Source organism: Streptomyces fumanus, assembly GCF_014655295.1.
Classification (GTDB): Bacteria; Actinomycetota; Actinomycetes; order Streptomycetales; family Streptomycetaceae; genus Streptomyces; species Streptomyces fumanus.
Window position 1 is genome coordinate 76,060 of the sequence record NZ_BNBI01000006.1, and the last position, 19,827, is coordinate 95,886.

The 19,827-nt window shown below is 68.3% G+C and carries 22 protein-coding genes and 3 pseudogenes; 8 read left to right on the top strand and 17 right to left on the bottom strand.

What is annotated here, in order from left to right:
- The first annotated feature begins 44 nt into the window (after positions 1 to 44).
- The gene (locus IE316_RS14525; protein ID WP_190204730.1) at positions 45 to 848 is read left to right on the top strand and encodes a hypothetical protein; all 804 of its coding nucleotides are present in this window, start codon (positions 45 to 47) and stop codon (positions 846 to 848) included.
- Here the strand turns inward: IE316_RS14525 and IE316_RS14530 are convergent.
- Positions 830 to 1,636: a helix-turn-helix transcriptional regulator gene (locus IE316_RS14530; RefSeq protein WP_190204731.1), complete on the bottom strand. Its 807-nt coding sequence runs from the start codon at positions 1,634 to 1,636 to the stop codon at positions 830 to 832. The genes IE316_RS14525 and IE316_RS14530 overlap by 19 nt on opposite strands.
- A gap of 50 nt (positions 1,637 to 1,686) precedes the next feature.
- Between IE316_RS14530 and IE316_RS14535 the strand changes: the two genes are divergently transcribed.
- Positions 1,687 to 2,127, top strand: coding sequence for a DUF2000 domain-containing protein (locus IE316_RS14535; protein ID WP_190204732.1), 441 nt, complete (start codon positions 1,687 to 1,689; stop codon positions 2,125 to 2,127).
- Positions 2,128 to 2,231: 104 nt separating this feature from the next.
- On the opposite strand, the gene IE316_RS14540 is transcribed toward IE316_RS14535, so the two are convergent.
- Together IE316_RS14540 and IE316_RS14545 are read right to left on the bottom strand one after the other, a co-directional pair.
- Positions 2,232 to 2,543 carry a MazG-like family protein gene (locus IE316_RS14540; RefSeq protein WP_190204733.1) on the bottom strand — a complete coding sequence of 104 codons (312 nt, stop codon included), beginning with the start codon at positions 2,541 to 2,543 and terminating at the stop codon, positions 2,232 to 2,234.
- 260 nt (positions 2,544 to 2,803) lie between these two features.
- Positions 2,804 to 4,063 (bottom strand): MDR family MFS transporter, encoded by a 1,260-nt coding sequence (locus IE316_RS14545; RefSeq protein ID WP_190204734.1) that lies wholly within the window; start codon positions 4,061 to 4,063, stop codon positions 2,804 to 2,806.
- A 151-nt stretch (positions 4,064 to 4,214) separates the two neighbouring features.
- On the opposite strand from IE316_RS14545, the gene IE316_RS14550 reads away from it, so the two are divergent.
- Complete coding sequence (locus IE316_RS14550) at positions 4,215 to 4,976, top strand: phosphoglyceromutase (protein ID WP_190204735.1); 762 nt, start codon at positions 4,215 to 4,217, stop codon at positions 4,974 to 4,976.
- An 88-nt stretch (positions 4,977 to 5,064) separates the two neighbouring features.
- On the opposite strand, the gene IE316_RS14555 is transcribed toward IE316_RS14550, so the two are convergent.
- From IE316_RS14555 to IE316_RS35530, 3 genes and pseudogenes are all read right to left on the bottom strand, one after another.
- The gene (locus IE316_RS14555) at positions 5,065 to 5,253 is read right to left on the bottom strand and encodes a hypothetical protein (protein ID WP_190204736.1); all 189 of its coding nucleotides are present in this window, start codon (positions 5,251 to 5,253) and stop codon (positions 5,065 to 5,067) included.
- Between the two features lie 537 nt (positions 5,254 to 5,790).
- A pseudogene (locus IE316_RS14560) lies at positions 5,791 to 7,039 on the bottom strand (tyrosine-type recombinase/integrase).
- Positions 7,039 to 7,250, bottom strand: a pseudogene (locus tag IE316_RS35530) (helix-turn-helix transcriptional regulator). The pseudogenes IE316_RS14560 and IE316_RS35530 overlap by 1 nt, the downstream one beginning before the upstream one ends.
- 123 nt (positions 7,251 to 7,373) lie before the next feature.
- On the opposite strand from IE316_RS35530, the pseudogene IE316_RS14570 reads away from it, so the two are divergent.
- Positions 7,374 to 7,926, top strand: a pseudogene (locus tag IE316_RS14570) (transposase); the annotation flags it as partial.
- Positions 7,927 to 8,221: 295 nt separating this feature from the next.
- On the opposite strand, the gene IE316_RS14575 reads toward IE316_RS14570, so the two are convergent.
- Both IE316_RS14575 and IE316_RS14580 read right to left on the bottom strand, forming a co-directional pair.
- Complete coding sequence (locus IE316_RS14575) at positions 8,222 to 8,719, bottom strand: hypothetical protein (RefSeq protein WP_190204738.1); 498 nt, start codon at positions 8,717 to 8,719, stop codon at positions 8,222 to 8,224.
- 18 nt (positions 8,720 to 8,737) lie between these two features.
- A complete protein-coding gene (locus IE316_RS14580; RefSeq protein ID WP_190204739.1) occupies positions 8,738 to 10,192 on the bottom strand; it encodes an NsdA family TPR-like regulatory protein in 1,455 nt (484 codons plus the stop codon).
- Between the two features lie 626 nt (positions 10,193 to 10,818).
- On the opposite strand from IE316_RS14580, the gene IE316_RS14585 reads away from it, so the two are divergent.
- Positions 10,819 to 11,199, top strand: a complete 381-nt coding sequence (locus IE316_RS14585) for a hypothetical protein (RefSeq protein WP_190205075.1) — start codon at positions 10,819 to 10,821, stop codon at positions 11,197 to 11,199.
- 416 nt (positions 11,200 to 11,615) lie between these two features.
- Here the strand turns inward: IE316_RS14585 and dcd are convergent, their stop codons facing one another.
- Genes dcd through IE316_RS35950 form a run of 3 tightly spaced genes read right to left on the bottom strand, consistent with a single transcriptional unit; the run spans position 11,616 to position 13,174 of the window.
- Complete coding sequence (dcd, locus tag IE316_RS14590; RefSeq protein WP_190204740.1) at positions 11,616 to 12,665, bottom strand: dCTP deaminase; 1,050 nt, start codon at positions 12,663 to 12,665, stop codon at positions 11,616 to 11,618.
- Positions 12,666 to 12,908 (bottom strand): hypothetical protein, encoded by a 243-nt coding sequence (locus IE316_RS14595; protein WP_229910397.1) that lies wholly within the window; start codon positions 12,906 to 12,908, stop codon positions 12,666 to 12,668.
- A gap of 14 nt (positions 12,909 to 12,922) precedes the next feature.
- Positions 12,923 to 13,174, bottom strand: coding sequence for a DUF1653 domain-containing protein (locus tag IE316_RS35950; RefSeq protein WP_268257641.1), 252 nt, complete (start codon positions 13,172 to 13,174; stop codon positions 12,923 to 12,925).
- 514 nt (positions 13,175 to 13,688) lie between these two features.
- On the opposite strand from IE316_RS35950, the gene IE316_RS14605 reads away from it, so the two are divergent.
- Both IE316_RS14605 and IE316_RS14610 read left to right on the top strand, forming a co-directional pair.
- A complete protein-coding gene (locus IE316_RS14605) occupies positions 13,689 to 14,063 on the top strand; it encodes a VOC family protein (RefSeq protein ID WP_190204741.1) in 375 nt (124 codons plus the stop codon).
- A gap of 61 nt (positions 14,064 to 14,124) precedes the next feature.
- On the top strand, positions 14,125 to 14,670 hold the full coding sequence (locus IE316_RS14610; protein WP_190204742.1) for a GNAT family N-acetyltransferase: 546 nt from the start codon (positions 14,125 to 14,127) through the stop codon (positions 14,668 to 14,670).
- Positions 14,671 to 15,024: 354 nt separating this feature from the next.
- Here the strand turns inward: IE316_RS14610 and IE316_RS14615 are convergent, their stop codons facing one another.
- From IE316_RS14615 to phoU, 6 genes are all read right to left on the bottom strand, one after another.
- Positions 15,025 to 15,858, bottom strand: a complete 834-nt coding sequence (locus tag IE316_RS14615) for a helix-turn-helix domain-containing protein (protein WP_190204743.1) — start codon at positions 15,856 to 15,858, stop codon at positions 15,025 to 15,027.
- Entirely contained in the window at positions 15,855 to 16,370 is a 516-nt protein-coding gene (locus tag IE316_RS14620) for a DUF6879 family protein (protein WP_190204744.1), read from the bottom strand. Before IE316_RS14620 ends, IE316_RS14615 begins: the two co-directional genes overlap by 4 nt.
- The gene (locus IE316_RS14625; RefSeq protein ID WP_190204745.1) at positions 16,354 to 16,566 is read right to left on the bottom strand and encodes a hypothetical protein; all 213 of its coding nucleotides are present in this window, start codon (positions 16,564 to 16,566) and stop codon (positions 16,354 to 16,356) included. The genes IE316_RS14620 and IE316_RS14625 overlap by 17 nt, the downstream gene beginning before the upstream one ends.
- Before the next feature lie 245 nt (positions 16,567 to 16,811).
- Positions 16,812 to 17,159, bottom strand: a complete 348-nt coding sequence (locus IE316_RS14630) for an SCO4225 family membrane protein (protein ID WP_190204746.1) — start codon at positions 17,157 to 17,159, stop codon at positions 16,812 to 16,814.
- A gap of 185 nt (positions 17,160 to 17,344) precedes the next feature.
- A complete protein-coding gene (locus IE316_RS14635) occupies positions 17,345 to 17,500 on the bottom strand; it encodes a hypothetical protein (RefSeq protein ID WP_190204747.1) in 156 nt (51 codons plus the stop codon).
- Between the two features lie 155 nt (positions 17,501 to 17,655).
- Positions 17,656 to 18,345 carry a phosphate signaling complex protein PhoU gene (gene phoU / locus IE316_RS14640; RefSeq protein WP_190204748.1) on the bottom strand — a complete coding sequence of 230 codons (690 nt, stop codon included), beginning with the start codon at positions 18,343 to 18,345 and terminating at the stop codon, positions 17,656 to 17,658.
- Between the two features lie 212 nt (positions 18,346 to 18,557).
- On the opposite strand from phoU, the gene phoR reads away from it, so the two are divergent.
- Positions 18,558 to 19,826: a two-component system sensor histidine kinase PhoR gene (gene phoR, locus IE316_RS14645; RefSeq protein WP_190204749.1), complete on the top strand. Its 1,269-nt coding sequence runs from the start codon at positions 18,558 to 18,560 to the stop codon at positions 19,824 to 19,826.
- The last annotated feature ends 1 nt before the right edge of the window (position 19,827 follow it).

Consider the following 19,827-nt stretch of genomic DNA (forward strand, 5'->3'; position numbering starts at 1 on the left):
TAATCTGCGGCGGTTTCATCACTCCTACCAGTGAGAGGCCGTGCATGAGCACAGGCAGAACCGGCTTCGTGGCCGCGCTCACGGGCGCGCTCGCCCTCGCGGCGTTCACCGCGCCGGCCGCGCACGCCGCCGACACCGGCATCAAGGTGTCGAACGTGGTCCTGAACAAGGGCAAGCCGATCGTGGTCGGCACCACCGCCGAAGTGGAGCCCACGATCAGCTTCCACGCCACCTGGCCGTCGGGGTACTCCATGCCGAGGGTGGACTTCGACCCGTTCCTGTACCACGGCACCACCGCCGCCAAGGGCGCCGAGTCCGGCGGCATCTACGCGGGCGGCTACACCTGCTACGAGGACGGCTCCCGCGCGGCCGACTGCGAGGGCACCCTCTACATCGACCCGCCCTACCGGCTGGACTCGAACAACGACGCCACCACCTGGAAGCTCGCCTTCCACGCCATGCTGTGGACCAAGGACGGCAAGCTGAAGGCCGACGAGTACCTCACCGGCCTCGGCAGCGTCCCGGTCAAGCGCGCCGCCAAGCTCACCGTCAACGCCTCCCCGGAGCCGGTCACCAAGGGCAAGACCCTCACCGTCACCGGCAAGGCCACCCGCGCCGACTGGGTCAGGCACAAGTACACCGGGTACGCCGACAAGCTCGCCAAGCTCCAGTTCCGCAAGGCCGGCACCAGCGCGTACACGACCGTCAAGACCGTCCGCGCGAACTCCGCCGGTGACCTGAAGACCACCGTCAAGGCGGCCACCGACGGCTACTGGCGCTGGACCTTCGGCGAGTCGTCCACCACGGGCGGCGCGACGGCCGCCGGGGACTACGTCGACGTCCGGTAGCGGCCCGGGGTCACCCCGACCAGCCGTTTGAAGTGCCGGGTCAGATGGGCCTGGTCGTAGAAGCCGGTGGCGGTCGCCACGTCGGCCGGGGCGCGCCCGGCGAGCAGCAGTTGCCGGGCCCGTTCCACCCGGCGGGACATCAGGTACTGGTGCGGGGCGATGCCGTACGCGCTGCTGAACGCGCGTACCAGATGCGCCGGGTGGGCCGGCAGCAGGCCGGTGGCCTCCGCCAGGGTGAGGCCCTGGACGACGCGCTCGTCGAGCAGTTCGCGCAGTTGCCGGGCGAGTACGGGGTCCCGGCGGGCCGGGCGCGCCGCGCGGGGGCGCAGATGGGCGCGCAGCCGCTCGCCGACGAACGCCAGCCGGCTCGCCGCCTCCAGCTCGTCGCCGGGCCGGGCCAGCGCGGTGTGCAACTGGGCGACCCGCCGCCGCAGCACCGGGTCGCGCAGGTCGGGCCCGTCCACGGCGGGCCCGATCAGATCCTCGCCCAACTGCGAGAAGTCCAGGTACAGCACCCGCTTGCGGAAGCCGTCCGGGGTGGCGGGCGAGCCGTTGTGCGCCACGTGCGGCGGCAGCAGCGACACCGTGTCGTGCGGGGTGCCGTGCTCGTGCCGGGCCAGGTCGTACCGTACGGCCCCGGCGTCCACGATCAGCAGCGTCCACGCCTCGTGCACGTGCATCGGGTAGGCGTACTCGGTGAACCGGGCGTGGAACACCTCCAGGACGCCCGGTATCGGGGGACGCCAGGCGGTGACGTTCCGCCGGACGCCGTCGCGCTGAGAGGCCATGCAAAGAACGTACAAGACCGGCCCCGGCGGCGACCGGCAGTCTGAGGGGCATGAACGACCTGACGAACGGGGCCGAGCCGGTCCGCTTCGACACCAAGATCGCCGTCCTGCTGCGCGAGGACCTGGAGCCCTGGCAGCGCCTGAACGTCACCGCCTTCCTGGTCAGCGGCCTGGGCAGCCAGGTCCCCGAGGTGATCGGGGAGCCGTACGAGGACGCCGACGGCGTCGGCTACCTGCCGATGTTCCGCCAGCCGGTGCTGGTCTTCCAGGGCACCAAGGAAACCCTGACCGCCGCCCACGCGCGCGTGCTGTCCCGCTCCCTGCCCCGGGCCCTGTTCACCTCCGACCTCTTCACCACGGGCAACGACCGCGACAACCGCGCGGCGGTACGCGCCGTGCCGACCGCGGAACTGGACCTGGTGGGCCTGTCGGTCTACGGCCCGAAGAACGCGGTCGACAAGGTCCTCAAGGGCGCACGGATGCACCCTTAGGCACTCTCAGGCGGCGCTGACCTGAGGTTTTGTGTGCGTACCGTCGGGCCGTGCCGTGAGCGGTCCCCGACGGGCGTCCCGGGCGCGCGCTGCCGGCGGTGCGCTCAGGCGAGCGAGCGCCCGGCGACCCGGCCGACGTGTTCGGCGAACGTCTTGTCGGCGTGCGGCGTAAGGGTCCGCAGAGCGACCATGCCGGTGAGGATGACGTCACAGATCTCGGCCCGCACGTCGTCCCATGTGTGGCTGTTGCCCTTGCGGGGGTTGGCCCCGTAGACGCCGTGTACGGCCTCGGCGACCTCACCGGCTTCTTCCACGATCTTCAGGACGCGTAGCAGCGGGGCGGTGCCGGCGGGCGCGGCGCTCTTGTCGTCGAGCCACGCGACGAGCCGGGCGACGGTGTCCCAGGTGTCCTGCATGGATGGTGCTCCGTGTTCTCTCGGGGCTCTCTCGGGGCCGGGTGAGCACGAGGCGCGAGGGCGCGGTACGGGGCCTGTGCGGCTGCCGACGCTACCGGGGGCGGTGGCGAGCGCGTCGGCGATTCGGCGCGCTCCGTCCGCAAGGGTGGCGTCGAGGTGTCCTCGGCCCACGGCAGGACGACCGAAGCCGACGCCACCCTCACGCCGATGCCGCGGTGGACCAGATCCCCAAGGTCGCCCTGACCCACCCCTGGGCACCCTCAGGCGGCGCTGACCTCGGGCTCCGCGCGTACCGCCGGGTCCGCGACGGCGGGCTCCTCCGCGGGCAGCCGCCGCATCAGCGCCCCGTACCCGACCCCGGCCACCGTGCCGACCACCGCGCACATCCCCCACAGCCAGGCGGCGCCGAACCGGTCGATGACCAGCCCGGACACCAGCGGGGCGGTGAGCGAGGCGACCGACCAGGACATCGTGTACATGCCTTGGTACCGGCCGCGCCCGTGGGTGGGGGAGAGACGGACGACCAGCCCGGTCTGGGTCGGGGCGTTGACGATCTCCGCGAGCGTCCACACGCACACCGTGAGGGCGAACACCCCGACCGACCCGGCGAACGCGGTCAGCCCGAACCCGTACCCGGCCAGCAGGGACGACACGACCAGCAGCCGCCGGGGATCCCGGTGCTCGATGAACCGCGTCACCGGTATCTGCAGGACGACGATCAACACCCCGTTCACGGCGATCGCCATGCCGTAGTCCGCCGCGCTGAACCCCGCCTCGCCCATCGCCACCGGCAGCCCCACCGACCCCTGCTGGAACACGAACGCCACCAGGAAGGACAGCCCCACCACGCTCATGAACCGCCCGTCCCGCAGCACGGTCCCCAGCGACACCGGCACCTCGTCCACCGCGCCCTTGCCCACCTCGCCCGGCCGCGACTCGGGCAGCTTCACGAACACCACGACCGCGCAGACCAGCGTCATCGCGGCCTCGATCAGGAACCCGGCGAGATAGCTGAACTCGGCGATGAACCCGGCCCCCATGGACGACACGGCGAACCCGAGGTTGATCGCCCAGTAGTTCAGCGAGAACGCGCGGATACGGTCCTCCGGCCGCACGATGTCGGCCATCATCGCCTGCACGGCCGGCCGGGAGGCGTTGGAGGCCATGCCCACCAGGAAGGCGACCGCGGCGATGGCGACCGGGTCCGTCATGAACCCGAGCAGCGCCACCGACAAGGCGGTCGAGGTCTGCGCCACCAGCAGGGTGGGCCGCCGCCCCAGCCGGTCCGTCATCACCCCCGCGCCGAGCGAGGAGACCACCCCGCCGAGCCCGTGCAGCGCGGCGACCAGACCGGCGTACGAGGCGGAGTAGCCCCGGTCGAGGGTCAGGTACAGCGCCATGAAGGTGGCGACGAACGCCCCGAGCCGGTTGACGAGCGTGCTCGTCCACAGCCACCAGAACTCCCGGGGCAGCCCGGAAACGGACTCCCGCACAGCACGCCGCACCCCACCGACCGACATGGACTCCCCCGCACACGTAAGCGCCTAAACCATCAAGCGCACCTTACGCACGCCCCCTCCGCCGAAACCACTGGATTAACACTTCCCGTCAACCGTCCGAGGGCCGGGCGAGGGGCGCGGCCCCCGGGCCGGTTCGATTACGCTCGGACCCATGGCCGACGCACCGTACAAGCTGATCCTCCTCCGCCACGGCGAGAGCGAGTGGAACGAGAAGAACCTGTTCACCGGCTGGGTGGACGTCAACCTCACCGCGAAGGGCGAGAAGGAGGCGACCCGCGGCGGCGAGCTGCTCAAGGACGCCGGCCTGCTCCCCGACGTGGTCCACACCTCCCTCCAGAAGCGCGCGATCCGCACCGCGCAGCTCGCGCTGGAGTCCGCCGACCGCCTGTGGATCCCGGTCCACCGCTCCTGGCGCCTGAACGAGCGCCACTACGGTGCCCTCCAGGGCAAGGACAAGGCGCAGACCCTCGCGGAGTTCGGCGAGGAGCAGTTCATGCTGTGGCGCCGCTCCTACGACACCCCGCCGCCGGCGCTGGACCGCGACGCCGAGTACTCCCAGTTCTCCGACCCGCGCTACGCGACCCTCCCGCCGGAGCTGCGCCCCCAGACGGAGTGCCTGAAGGACGTCGTCGCGCGCATGCTCCCGTACTGGTTCGACGCCATCGTCCCCGACCTCCTCACCGGCCGCACGGTCCTCATCGCCGCCCACGGCAACTCCCTGCGCGCCCTGGTCAAGCACCTCGACGGCATCTCCGACGCCGACATCGCGGGCCTCAACATCCCCACGGGCATCCCCCTCTCCTACGAGCTGGACGCCGACTTCAAGCCGGTGACCCCCGGCGGCACCTACCTCGACCCGGACGCGGCAGCGGCAGCGATCGAGGCGGTCAAGAACCAGGGCAAGAAGAAGTAGGCCGGAACGAAGAAAGCCCCCTACCTGCGGTTTTTGCTGTCAGGAGGGGGCTCTTCTGTGTGTTGGGGCCGTTTCTGGGCCGTCGGGCTCAGATGCGGCGGATGCTCACGCGGACCGCGACGAGGAACGCCGCAAAGGTGACAACGGGTACGTCAGCGCCGGACCGGACACCCAGCCAAGCGCCTCCGAGACCAATGAGCGGGGACGGCAGGGGGCGGAGGGTGAGGTCGATGCGGATGCCTCGGCGTGGCACCATGGCCTTCTCCATGTGGGTCATGCGTTGCTCCATCTCTAGGCAATAACCGATCCCATGGAAAGGAGAGGCCGCCCCGGTACGGGCGGCCTCTCCGGCATATCGGTGGCAGGACCCTACTTGCCCATGCGAGGGAATAACAAATCCGCAGCTAAAAGCGGGTGCCTTGGCGCTAACTCGCATACCAGCTTCTCCGGGTGGCCCCGCTAACGGTTGACGACCCTGGCAAGCGCTACCTTGTGCTACGCGTGCAAGAACCGTAGAACCGCGAAACCGTAGAACCGTAGAACCGCGAAACCGTAGAACCGTAGAACCGCGAAACCGTAGAACCGTAGAACCGCGAAACCGTAGAACCGCGAAACCGTGGAACCGTACAACCGCGAGACCGTCGAACCGCAGGGGCAGCTTCACCGGTCGAGCGGGCCGCTCACCAGATTGCCGATCTGGGGTTGCTGTATGTTTTGGCTTCGGGTGAGCTTTCACGGATGGTGTTTTCACTTTTGGGCGGCCGCGGTTTCGTGGAAGTTTTTGGTTTTCGGGGAGCTTTTACGGATGGTGTTTTCACCTCTGGACGTTCGCGGTTTCGTGGGAGATCGGCGAGCTAAGGGCGAAGGCAGAGGCCACAGCGTTACGGGTCCGTTCCTGGCTGGACGGCATGAGGTGCGCGTACACACGCAAGGTCAGGCCGGGATTCGCGTGGCCGAGGTACTCGGCGAGGGCCTTGATGTTCTCCCCGGCGTCCAGGAGCACCGAGGCGTAGAAGTGGCGGAGGGCGTGAATGCCGTTCTCGCGGGACTCGACGTACGACCCGCCCGGCTTCCGCTCGGGGATCACGCCAGCCGAGGCGAGGGCCCGCTTCCAGACTTTCTCGTTGAGCGACGTACGCCAGACGTGCCCGCCGCGCGGCCCGGTGAAGATCAGTGGCTTGGTCACCGGAGGCCCGTCAGCCACCTTCCACGGCAAGGTGATCTCGACCGGCGGGAACCGCTTCATGTGGGCGCGGAGGGCGTCAGCGACCGGGCCGGGGAGCGGTACGTCCCGGAGCTTGCCTCCCTTCGGCGGGGCGAAGACCGGCTTACTGCGGCTCAGCTTGAGCTGCTGGACCAGGTGCAGGGTGTCCGACTCGGAGTCGATCGCGTCGATGGCCACGCCCAGGATCTCCCCTTGCCGAAGGCCGCAGCCGCCACCCAGGTCGACCATGGCTCGGGCATGCCGGCCCGGACGGCGAAGACCCGTTCCGGCGTCCAGGGCACGACGCGCTTGTTGTCCACAGTTGGTGGACGGACCGAGCGAGCGGCGCACGGATTCCGGGGAAGGCGCCCGTCGTCCACGGCCGCGCTCAGGGCGGCACGCACGTTGGAGTAGATGGTCCGGGCATACGAGCCACGGACGCCGTTCTCCTGGAGCTGCTGCACCCAATCGCGGATGTGAGCGGGCTGGAAGGAGCCGAGCGGACGCGACCCCAGGTAGGGGTAGGCGTGCAACCGAGCTGCGACTCCAACGAAGCCTGCGTGTTCGGGTCCGGAGCGTGGGCCACCCACTTCTCGGCGTACTGCTGGAAGGTGATCCGGGCCGCGCGCGGGTCGATGTACTGCCCCCGCGCCATGTCCGCCTCGGTCTGCGAGAGCCACTGTTCGGCAAGCCGCTTCTGCCGGTCGGGGAAGCCCTTGGACTTCTCGGTGCCGTCCGGACCCACGTAGCGGGCGCGGTAGCGCATGCCCGTGCCGTAGCGCTCGGTCCTGACCTTGCGGGGCTTGCCGTCCGGCCCCTTCTCTTCCTTGTACCAGCGGTCTTGGATGTGTCCGGCCATCAGGCAGCGGCCCCCGTGATCTGGGACTCGACCCAGGCGCGTACGTCGTCCGGGTCGAAGCGCAGGTGCTGGCCGATCCGGAAACCACGCGGACCGGTGCCCTTGCGGCGCCACTGGTAGACCGTCTCGACGCTAGGCAGCTCGAACATCTCCACCAGGTCGTCAGGAGTCAGGACCGCGTGGGCAGGGGGCGCGGTGGGGCTTCCGCCAGTGTGTTGCGTCGGTTAGCCACGGGTGGGTTCTCCTTCCGTTCCGGGGGCGGGTTCGAGGGATGCGGCAAGCCAGGCTTCGGTGTCGGTCAGGCCGGTGCCGGCGAAGGCCCAGTGGGCGAGGACTTGCGCTGCTGACGGCTCACCGGCCAGACCTGGTCGCCGACCGGGTGCGTATGACCAATCGGCTCCGTGACGTGCTGACCGGCGTCTTCCCTGCCCTGGAGCGCTCCTTCGACTACTCGGATCACAAAGGGGGCGCTGGTGCTGCTGAGCGGCTATCAGACACCGGCCTCGATCCGCCGCCGCGGCCGGGCCCGGCTGACAGCTTGGCTGGCGGCTCGCAGCGTGCGGGGCGCCGACGCGGTGGCGACTACCGCGCTGGAAGCCGCTCAGGCCCAGCAGACCGCTCTCCCCGGCGAGGAGATCGCTGCCCAGATCGTCGCCGACCTGGCAACCCAGATCCTTGCTCTGGACGAACGGCTCAAGCGAATCGACCGGCAGATCCGCGACACCTTCCGCCGCCACCCACAAGCGGAGATCATCGAGTCAATGCCCGGTCTGGGCCCGATACTCGGCGCCGCATTCGTGGCGGCCAGGGACCTGGCGGCCTACGCCGATGCCGGCCATCTCGCTTCCGCGGCCGGGCTCGTCCCCGTGCCCCGCGACTCGGGCCGCGCCCGCCGTCGTGGCTGACTGTCGTCGGCTGGGGTCAGACGGGGCGCATTGAGGGTGCCGGCCTCAGTCGAGTGCAGCGAGGCTGGGCCGTCTCTTGGCCGTCCGAGGTCGCTCAACAGCAGCCAATGACGACCACCAGGCGCACGATCCCACAACCCTGACTAGCGAAAACCCGGCTCACCAAGATCCCCGGCAAGACCCAGGGCAAGAAGAAGTAAGTCCCACTGTTCAAGCCCCCTGCCTGCGGTGTCTCTGCGGGGAGAGGGCTTGTGCGTACCGGGGGCCTACGGAGGCGTCACTCGGCGCTTCGACGGGCTGCCCCGGTGGGCCAGACGACGTCCACGGGAAAGCCCGCGGCCTGTGCTTCGAGCACGGTGTCCGCAGTGCCGCCGCCCTTTCCGCTGGGCGGCTTGCCGTCCCATACGGCCACGAGCCGGTCGGCACGCTGGAGGAGTACGGCGTTGGCGGCCTCGTAGGCATGGCGGTCGGCGGTGTCGTTGGGGAGGACGAGGACCTCGTCGGCCGCTTCGGCGAGCCGGTCGAAAAGGGCCGCGTGGTCGGGTTTGACCTTCGTACGCCGGTAGTCACGTGAGGGGACGACGACCGTGAGCCGTCCGCCGGCGGCGAGGACGGCCTCGGAGAACAGGGAGTCGGCGCCCTTGGCGATGCAGGAGACCCCGACGAGGTCACCGCCGTCGGCGTACGGCTTGAGCAGGTCGTCCAGCGCGGCACGAACCAAGGGGACGGTGTCCTCGGTCAGGTCCATGTGGCCGGTCACCGCGATGGTCGTCACGGTCGTCGCTCCCCTCGCTCAGGCCGACAGCAGGTCGCGGATCCTATCGCGGGCCTCGCGCACGGGCCGGGCGGCTCCATGGCCCACGGTGTACGGGTACAACTCCCCGAGCTGGGCCCGGACCCGACTGGATCGAGTCGCCCGAGCCGCGTCCACCGCGAGATGGGTCTCCGCCACCGCACCGGTCAGGTCTCCGAGCAGGAAGTGGCACTGAGCGAGACCGATTCGGTCGAGGGCGTGGCTGCGGCCGGCCTCGGGGCCTCGGAATGAGAGCGCGTGGCGGATCTCGTGGGCCGCCGTCTCCGCGTACCGCTTGGGCTCCTGACGGGCGAGTTCCAGCAGCCGTCCGCCGGTGGTTCCGGCCAGCTCGGCCTCATCGAAGTAGCCGATCCAGTACGGCTCTTCGTCGTCCTGGATGTCGTGGAGGGCCTCGGTGGCCTGGGCGGTGGCGCGCTGGAAGGCGGCGATACGGCCCATCGCCGCGTACGCCCACGCCTCTCGGGTATGGAGCATGGCACGCGCTTTAGGACCGGCGACATGACGAGCGCCATCTTGTGCGAGACGGACGAGTTCCAGGGCGTCTTGAGGCTGGTCGCGGTAGAGCATCTGACGGGCCATACCCGCGAGCACGTTGGCCCCGAAGAGCATGTCACCGCCGGCGTGCGAGGCGCGCAGGGCGAGGAGGTAGTAGTCCTGCGCCCGTCGCTGAAGTCCCGTGTCCCAGGCCATGGTGGCCGCTGTCCCGGCGAGTTGGGCCATGACCTGGTACAGCCGCTGTTCCACTCGGGAAGCCTGGTGTTCCTTGAGACAGGCGGCGACCTCGCTGAGCTGGCCCAGGACAGCTTTGCGCCGCAGACCACCGCCGTACCGGTGATCCCACGCGCGGAACGCACGAGCCGTGGATTCCAGTTCCTCGATCTCCCTTATGCCGATACGACCCCTGCGGTGTGACCGGACGCCGTCGGCAACAGGCTGGAGCCAGCCTTCCAAGGGGTCGAGCAGCGCGGCGCCGGTGATGGCCGCACCCGCCAAGGCACGGGTTGCGGCACGTCGGTCCATCACGAGATCGCTCCTCGTCAGGTCTGCGGCCAGGTCCACAGCGGTATCCCCCCGCCACGGAATCCCGTCGGCCTCCGGTTTCTGCTCCGCTCTAATCTGTGTCGGTACCTGCTCCTGGGCTGATGGGCTCTCCCACGGCCGCGGGGCGAGCCCGAGGAGGTGGCCGGGGATTCGGAGCCCGTCCGCGATCCGGCAGACGACCTCGAAGCTGGTGACCTGCTGCCGGCCGCCGATGACTGCCGAGACCTTGCCCGGGGTGAGCCGGCACGCGGAAGCGATCCGGTTCTGTGACAGCCCGCCGTACTTCTTGAACAGGCTGAACACGGCAGCGAAGTCGTGCTCGGACAGGGCCCGCCGGACATCCTCGCGTTCGAGGAGTTCGACTTCGGGCGAGCCGGGGGTGATGGCGTCCATGGAACCGACTTCCGGTGGGATCGTAGGCGCGATCAAACCTCTTACGAAGCGGGGAACGAGTGTATTCCCGCCTCGGTAACCCCTGCCGGTCATACCGCACTTGTCGTTGTCTCGAAACGCTTGGTGCATCCCCGGACCTCGTGGCGATCGTTCGCTCGCTCGGTCCGGCGGTTTCCCCAGGTGGACGGAGACAACCATGACCACATATCACTCGCCCCGGCGCCCCCGACCCCCAGGCCCGCTGGACCCGGTACCTGAACGAGCCGACGCTCCTCCCCGCCGGTCAGGACTGGGATGCCATCCGGATCAGGGCCGCCGTAGGCACACGAGCAATGCGGCACCTGGAACTCTGCGGCGTCCCTGTGGGGCCAGTCCTGCACGACCGGGGCAATGATCACCTGTACTTCCTCACTCCGCCCGGCACCGCACGCGCATGGCAACGGGAGCACACACACGCGCTCGGATCCGGATCATGGGTGGTGCTGGCCCCGCCGGGCTGGACCGGCGATCTGCTGCACTGGCTGACCGACCCGGCCGACGGCCCGGCGCACACGGCACCAGACCATCTCGCCCAGGCCCTCACCGTCGTCACCGCGCAGCCGCACTCGGACGCAAGTACCTCGGCGCTGAGGACACCCCCGCAGTGGGGTTTCTGGTGCGAGTGCTGGACGGAAAACCTGACCGAGCAGGGCCCGCCGGCACTGGTGGCATCGTTCGACGCCTACTCCGCTCCGCAGGCGGACCGATGGGTATCGGTCGCCCTCCGCACGATTTCCCCTGCGCTGGACTCGGACGCATCCACCCAAGCGTGGGAGTGGATGTACGACGGGCGTATCGACACCCGACGAGCCCTGCTGCGCGCCGAGTCCTGCACGGTGTCCCTGACCCACGCCGACACCCGCATCACCTGGACGATCCGACCCGTACTGTTCCTGCCACTCGCGCACCGCCAAGGCGGCGAACTCCCCGGCTGCGCTTACGAGTTCAAACCCCCCTCGGCTGAGTGAGCTACAACTTTCGCTACGGGTTGAAGACAACCGCCGCTCACAGCGTGGCGCGTGCGGCCGTTGCTCGGGCCTGCGCCCTGTCTCCGCCCCGCTCCAGCCCGACCGCCGGCTGCCGCCTACGGCACGGGTTGATGGATAACGAACCCGCGATGCGGGAAAACGGTACGCGAGTGCGGCTAGAGACGATGCTTGCGGCGGGGGCGCTCAAGCTCCGAGAGGGAGGGAGGGGCGTACGTGGGTGCCAGCCGGTCGGAGGCCCTTATCCCGTCTGCCGTCGATCCCGGCAGAGCCAAGCGCACACGGCGCCGGGCGTCCAGGTCGTTCGTACAGCGACAAACGCGGGTACGTCTTCCTCGGCACCGCCACAGCAGCAGCCCCGCATCATCTGGCTGCGAACTTGATTGGCCGGACAAGTCCTAACCGTTGTGAGTCAGTGTCTCCCGGCGAGCGTTGAGTTCCTTCTCTCCGTAATGATCGTCTGCCTTGTACCAGAAAGCGAAACCGCTGACAACAAGTGCAATGATCGCCGCGATCCACAGAGAAAAATGTCCCCATCCGATGGGAGGTACAAACAGCCTACTGACGCTCGTGCCAGTGAGCAGAGAGGCAACTGTCACCGACAGTGCACGCAACATCTTGCCAGTCTTTCTTCTGCGGTCCTCGGACTTGGCGAAACCGTCCATGAGTTCGGCGCCGCTGTCGATCTCTCCGACTGGTTTCCGCTGTATATAGCGATGCAGTCGCTCCAGTGCACCGACGCTGATATCTGGGGCCAACTGCTCGGCGATACTCTCACTGATGTCCGAATGGAGGTTATGGCCGCCAATCTGTTGCGCTATCCGCGAAAACAGTTTGTCTTTCCACCAATAGGAAGGCCCGCCATCGTCCTCGAGATATTTGCTTTCCAAGCTCTGGTGTCCATAGTGTCGCTCGGGGTCCTCGGTCAGTTTGACGAGGATGAGTTGCGCTATGGGCATTAGTGGCGAGAGCCGAACATTGGAACGCGCAAAGCTTACCAACTCCACCGGCATGTGGCCGCGCCAGCCAGGGTTGATGAAATCACCGGTGCAGTGAATCATCAGGCCGAGTCTGGCGTAGGAACTACGTCCCTCTATCTTCGCTGCGAAGGCTGGAGGGATGCTGAACTTTTCATAGGTACGCCCCAGCAGTACTTCGTTCGGCTTGAGATCGATGGTTTCCCCGGGGCGAAGCTCGATTTTCTTCCATCGGCGTCGTGGAGCTAGCTCTTGGAGCTGCTTGTTACGGAGGTCGAGCACAGGACGGCGCCAAAAGCGCCAACCAGGCGGGCGCGGAACCCTGCGAGCCACCCAAAAGTGTGTGTCAAGCCGCAGATCTATGGAGCATGGCTGCACTTGCGTGTCGGGGTCAAAACCATGAGCCGGTAAGCGGGTCTCGATCGCTAAATTTGGGAGAATCTGCCTGATGGTCCGGTCCGCCGCGTACAACTAGGACTCCGATTCTTCCCATGCCTGGATGTCTTTCAGCGCAAAACTTCGTTCGACTTGCTTGTCCAGGTCAATCGCATCCATGAGCCACTGTTCTCTGGGGTGCCACTCTGTGGAGCCGAACCAAATTCTAAGCGGTTGAATTCGCCGCCACCCTTTTTCGCCCCGGTAGTTAGTGTAAAGGATGGCTGCCGATTGTCCGGGGTTCGTGGTGTTCTCGCTGGCTTGGGGCGGCTTCTGCATCTTATGTGCACTCCTTATTCGTCCCGAACGAAGGAGAATCGCTGTTTGGGTCCTGACTGAGTCTCGACGGCTTCCTGGAACATTGAGAGAGGGCGAGCCCAGATGTCATGCTTACCGTAGAGACCTTGGTACACGACAAGCTGTTCTGATGTTTCGCTGTGCTGGGCTACATGCAAAACCCGATATAATTCTCCCTTATAGTGACGATAGATGCCAGGGCGAATTTTGCAGCCGTTGCCATAGAGTGCCGCACCACTGTAAGTCAATGTGTCCCCTTATGTATTTTCCCGTGCTTGGTGTCGTGCGCGTAATGCCTGTGGGTGGGGTTGGGTGATTGTATTTACCCGGGTGGTGAGCCCTCCAACCCTCAGGTCGTCGCTGCCTACCGTAGCGCCCATCTTCGAGTGAGGAGGTTTACTTGCGGCTATCGTCACGAGCTGGCGGTAGTCGTATTATGTGTATTTATTACACTTTGTCACCCTCGCTAAGATCGTTACGGCGTGGCCGGTGTCTCTAGTGACTCAAAGGTCGCTAGAGCGGCAACACGCATGGGCACTCTGGCCGACAAGGGCGAATCGGTAGGGCACTCGCTGATTTTGCTGCGCTTGTAGACAAGGGGAAGAGTGACTGCGTGGACCGTTGCAACTCGTCTGGTTCCCCAGATAACGGTTGTCGCTGGGGGCGGCGTCGGCAGGTCGCTGGCCCGCATGGCCCACGTGACCATGGGTACGACCCTTGCCGTACAAGGGAGTTACGTACGCGCCTGGAGAGGTGATCGGTGTGATTCGTAAGTTGCAGGCCGTGGCGTTGGACTGTGCCGATCCGGAGCGGCTCGCCGCGTTCTACGCGGAGTTGCTCGGTGGGGAGGTGGTCGCCGACTTCGATGATCCGAACTGGATCGAGGTGCGGGGGTTCGAGGGGATTCCGCTGGCCTGTCAGCGGGTGGAGGGGTACCGGCCGCCCGAGTGGCCGGGACAGGAGCGGCCGCAGCAGGTTCACCTGGACTTCGATGTCGACGACCTCGACGGGGAGGAGAAGCGGGCGCTCGCGCTCGGCGCGACCCTGCTGGAGCGGACGGACGAGATCCGGCCGGGGGCCAACTGGCGGGTCTACGCCGATCCGGCCGGCCATCCGTTCTGCCTCTGCGTCCACTGAGCGAGCCGGGAGGTCGGCTAATCGTTTGCCGCGTCCCCGCCCCGTCGGATAGACAGCCCGCATGCTCAAGGGTGACAGGGTCGGGCTGCGGGCCCGGCACGAGGAGGACATACCGGTTCTGCGGGCCGAGCTCTACAACGACGTGGTCAACGCCTCCCGGGCCGAAGGCGGGCCCTGGCGGCCGGTCAAGCCCGGGGCGCAGGACCCGCGGCTCGTGGTGGACGACAGCAACCACGCGGTCGTCCCGTTCTCCGTCGTGGAACTGGCCGGGGACACGCTGATCGGCACCGCGACGCTGTGGGGCATCGACACCCACAACCGCTGCGCGCACGTCGGCCTCGGTCTGCTGCCGTCCGCCCGTGGCAAGGGGTACGGGAGCGACGTGGTCGCCGTGCTGTGCCATTACGGATTCGCCGTACGTGGATTGCAGCGGTTGCAGATCGAGACGCTCGCCGACAATCACGCGATGCTGCGCGCCGCCGAGCGCAACGGCTTCGTCCGGGAGGGCGTCCTGCGGTCCTCGGCCTGGGTGCTGGGTGAGTTCATGGACGAGGTGTTGTTGGGGCTGCTCGCGCGGGAGTGGAAGCCGCGTCCGTCCGCGACCTGACAGGCGGTCAGGCGATCCTCACGGCTTCGGGTGGCTCGGCATGTGTGTACGGCCGTGCCTCGGCCTCCGGTGCGGGTGGCTGCGGATCTCGACGTCCGCGTCCGTGGCCGCCGACAGGTCGCCTCTCTGCCGGGCCGCCTGGCGTTGCCGGACGAGGGCGGCGCACACGTCGCAGCCCGGGACGGGGTCCGGCGGGGGGAGGGGGAGGGGCAGGTTCACCGGTCCCGTCATCGTCGTCTGGGTGTCAGCCATGTTCCGCGACCTTTCCGCCGACTGTCCATGGAGTGGCCAGGGTGGTCATCGTCTCGTGTTTCGCCGGGATTTCCGCCGAGTATGCGTGTCCTGGGGTAAAGATCATGAGCGGCACGTCGCCGACCATTCGGCCAGCTTGGCTCTCGCCGCCTCGCCGTGGAGGGAGGAGTCCTCGTAGCCGGAGAATTCGTTCAGATATCCTCGGATGTCCCGGCCGTCGCGCAGGACGAGGCTTCCGGCGGAGGTCTCGATGGTGACCAGGGATGTGTCGTAGATCGTGAAGGTGTTCAAGGGGTTTCGCGGGGTCGGCGTACCTAAAGGGATCACGGCGATGTCCACGTTGGGTAAGTGGGAGAGTGAGGAGAGGCGGTCGATCTGTTCGGCCAGGGCCAAGGGGTAGACGACCGGCCAGCGGATCGCCTGTTCGGTGAGGATGAACGTGAAGCGCTTCGAGGTGTCGTAGAGGACGGCCTGCCGCTCCAGCTTTCCGGCTATCGCCTTGCTGGTGTCCACGGGTGAGTGGGCGAGGCTGGCCCGGACGTATTCCGGTGTGGCCAGTAAACCGGTGACCATCGAGAGCAGGAAGTAACGCATGTGCGCGGAGGAGGCTTCGAGCGACTTCAGCTCGGCCTGACGCGTCCCGAGGCCCTTGCGGCGCAGTTCCCGCAGGTTCCGCCACTCGGTGTTGGCCCTCCTGGCCAGCGCGGAGACCTCCCCGACGACACTCGATGACACCTTGAGCGCGCGGAGGATCTGCTCGACGTCGACCAGGGACGGCCGCACCTTGCCGTTCTCGATGCGGCTCACCTTGGACTGGGACATGTTGCAGCGCGCGGCGAGCCGCACCCCTGAAAGCCCGGCTCGCTGGCGCAGGTCACGGAGCATGGAGGCCAGTTCCTGGCTGGACTGGCCGAGCTGCTCGGGCTCGAACGTCACTCGCTCACGTACTCCAAGAACGGCATCGACTCGGTAAGCGCGATTCGCTGGTATTCAAGGAAGGGCGCGGGATCACCCTCGTACAACTCCCGGCCGGCCTGTCTGCCGTCTTCCTCGTAATGCATGAGTACGACCTTGGAGCGGTCGAACATCCAGAAATCCGGGACTCCCGGCAGAGGGTTGGTCCGGTCGGTCACGTCAAGGATGCGGATATCCTCTCCCGCCCGGACATGGGGTGTGTAGTAGCGGGAGAACTCGAAACGCAGGTATTCGGACAGCGGACGTGTCACCACGTGCACTCTTCCCTTGCGTTTCCCCTCCCGGCGCAGTCGGTCGAGGTCTTCCGTGTACGGGGAGGAATAGGCGCGTGAGTCGACCCGCCGGCCGGCCCGGAAGGCGTCGAATTCTTCCGTCTCCTGCGGTACGCGGTACCGCGGGAGCGTCTCCAGTCGCCATGCCTCTTGCCGGAAGCCGCGCAGTGTCGCCTGCCACTCGTCACCATCCAAGAGCACGGAACGCCTCCCGAAGCACGCTCTCCGGGATCTCCACGAGGCCCTCGCCGGGCGGCGGTGCGAAGGCTTCGGACCGGTCGCCCTGGACGACGAACGTTCCCCGCCCCGTGCGGTACACGTTCGGACAGTCGTCCTCGCCGCACTCGCCGTCGCCGTCACCGTTGCCCGTCAGCCGGGTCAGTTGCTCGCGTGCCATTGCGACCCCCCTGGTCGGCAGCCCCGCTCGAGCCGTACACCCGACCGTACGAGAGCCGGGCGAGGGGCGTCTATGCGGAGGAGGCGACTATGCGCGTTGTCGCATAACTTGCCTGGTTCGGCTTACTTGCCTGGCTCGCCTTACTTGCCTTCGGCGGAGGCCGGTCCTGCGGGTTCTGCGGGTCTGCCGGTCCTGCCGGTCCCCGGCGCGTGGCGTCCCCGCTCGCCGACCGCCTGCCCGCCCGCTCAGTGCCTGACGGCCGCCCCGCCCAGCCCCCGCCGGCCCCGCCGTCCGCGCACCGCCTCCACCACCGCGCCCAGCGCCAGCGACTGGACCAGGGCCGAGAGCACGATCCCGCCGATGAAGAACACCGCCGGCGCGTCCGCGCCGCCGAGCGAGTCCAGCCAGACGACGAAGCCGAAGGTGGGGAAGGTGAGGAACATCGGCCAGACCCAGACGAAGGTGGCGTCCGCCGCGGTGAGGGTGTCGAACGTGGCGACCGCCAGGGCCACGCCGACCAGGCCGAGGTACACCGCCGACACCGGATTGGCGAAGGTGAGGCGGGCCAGGGTGCGGAGCGGGCTGGGCTTCATCGGAGTCTCCCCGTGAACGTGAGCGTGAGCGGTGGTCGTCCGGGGCGCGGTCGGCCCCGTGACACTCCCCATGCTCCGGCCGGGCGCCGGTCCGCGTCCTGAGTAGCGGTACTCAGAAATGTCCTGCGTACGGGGAAGGGGCCCCGGCGGTTGGTCCGCCGGGGCCCCTCACTCCGTACGCCGCGTCAACCGCACTGGCACGGATTGCCCGACTGGCAGCCGCAGCCGCAGCCCGAGCCGCAGCCGCACGCGGCGATCAGCGGCAGGCTGCGGATCTCCGTGGGCTGCTCGGTCCGGCGTTCCTGCGCGGGATCGGGCGTGGTGCTGGGGGATTCGGCCATGGGTCCCTCCTCAAGGCTGGTGCCTGTGCCCATTGGATGCCCCGGCCGGCGGTCGCATCAACGGCGCACTGGGGCGCCGGTGCACGCCCGCCCCGGACCCCCTCACGCCGGGTGCCGCAGAAGGGATCCGGGAGGGGCGGGCGGGGGCCCGAGACTCAGGCGCCCTCGACGCCCGCCACCGGCGTGATGTCGACCTGGAGTTCGTCCGCGTGCTCGCCGGTGACCAGGTAGACCACCCGCTTGGCGACGGCCACCGCGTGGTCGGCGTACCGCTCGTAGTACCGGCCCAGCAGGGTCACGTCGACGGCCGTCTCGATGCCGTGCTTCCAGCGGTCGTCGATCAGGTGCTGGAAGAGCGTGCGGTGGAGCAGGTCCATCGCGTCGTCGTCCTGTTCGAGCTGGAGCGCCAGGTCGACGTCCTTGGTGATGATGACCTCGGCCGCCTTGGCCATCAGGCGCTGCGCCAACTGCCCCATCTCCAGGATGGTGGCGTGCAGGTCCTGCGGGACCGCGCGCTCGGGGTAGCGCAGCCGGGCCAGCTTCGCCACGTGCTGGGCGAGGTCGCCCGAGCGCTCCAGGTCGGCGGACATCCGCAGGGAGGTGACGACGATCCGCAGGTCGGTCGCCACCGGCTGCTGCCGGGCCAGCAGGGCTATGGCCCGGGCCTCCAGGTCGTGCTGGAGCTCGTCGACCTTCTGGTCCGCCTCGATCACGCTCTCGGCGAGCTTCAGGTCGGAGTCGAGGATGGCGGTCGTGGCGCGCCCGATCGCCGACCCGACCAGCCGGGCCATCTCCACCAGACCGTCGCCGATCGAATCCAGTTCCTCGTGGTACGCGTCCCGCATCAGGGTTCCCTCTCGTACGTCGTTCGGGGGAATCGAAGGGGGGTCCTACCCCTCGGTTCACCCCCACCGTTCCACGTTCCCGCCCGTACGCGTCCGTTTCCGGCCTCTCAAATGAACCGGTACTGGCTCCAAGGTGAACTCTGGGCGACGAGTGTTCGAGGTCGCACCCGGATGGCTTCGGCGCGGCAGTACGCCATGCCTAACCTGGTCGCATGGACGTGAACGCGGCGGTCGCCGCAGCGGCAGCGATCGCCGGAGTGCTCACCGGTGTCATCGCCATGCTGGCGTTCCGCTGGAGCGAGCGCGAGCAGCGGCGCCCCACCCGCACCTCGCTGCACACGGACCCGGTGCTTCCGCCGGGCGTGGACACCGTCCTGTCGGTGCTCAGGTCCTCCGCCGTCGTGCTCGACGAGGCGGACGCCGTGGTCAAGGCCAGCTCGGCGGCGTACGCCCTCGGACTGGTCCGCGGCGGCAAGCTGGCCGTGGAGCCGATGCTCCAGATGGCCCGGGACACCCGGCGCGACGGCGAGATACGGCAGGTGGAGCTGGACCTGCCGCGCCGCGGCACCGGGCGCGGGGAGGCCCTGGCGGTCTCCGCGCGGGTCGCGCCGCTGGGCTCCCGGCTGGTGCTGCTGCTGGTGGAGGACCTCACCGAGGCCCGCCGGATCGAGGCGGTCCGGCGGGACTTCGTCGCCAATGTGAGCCATGAGCTGAAGACGCCGGTCGGCGCGCTCTCGCTGCTCTCCGAGGCGGTGATGGACGCCTCCGACGACCCCGAGGCGGTCCAGCGGTTCGCCGGGCGGATGCAGATCGAGGCCACCCGGCTGACCAACCTGGTCCAGGAGCTGATCGACCTCTCCCGGGTGCAGAACGACGACCCGCTGGAGGACGCCGAACCGGTCCGGGTCGACGAACTGGTCGCCGAGGCCATCGACCGGTGCCGGCACGCGGCGGGCACCAAGCAGATCACCATGGCGGCCGGCGGTACTGCCGACCTGTTCGTGCACGGCAACCGGGGGCAGCTCGCCGCCGCGCTGGGCAACCTGGTCGAGAACGCCGTCAACTACTCGCCCGCCCGTACCCGCGTCGGCATCGCGGCCCGCCGGGTCAGCGCCCCGGGCGGCGACCTGATCGAGATCGCCGTGACCGACCAGGGCATCGGGATATCCGACAAGGACAAGGAGCGCATCTTCGAACGCTTCTACCGCGTCGACCCCGCCCGGTCCCGCGCGACCGGGGGCACCGGCCTCGGTCTGGCGATCGTCAAGCACGTGGTCGCCTCGCACGGCGGGGAGATCACGGTGTGGAGCGCCGAGAACCAGGGCTCCACCTTCACCCTGAAACTGCCCGAGGCGGGCTCGTCCCGTGACCGCGCGCGGCACCGATCCGACCGCTCCCCACTCGCCGACCCCGGCGACCGGCGGTCCTCCCCCCACACTTCCCCGTACGAAACGCTTCCCGCCCCGGAGGTCCTTCCGTGAC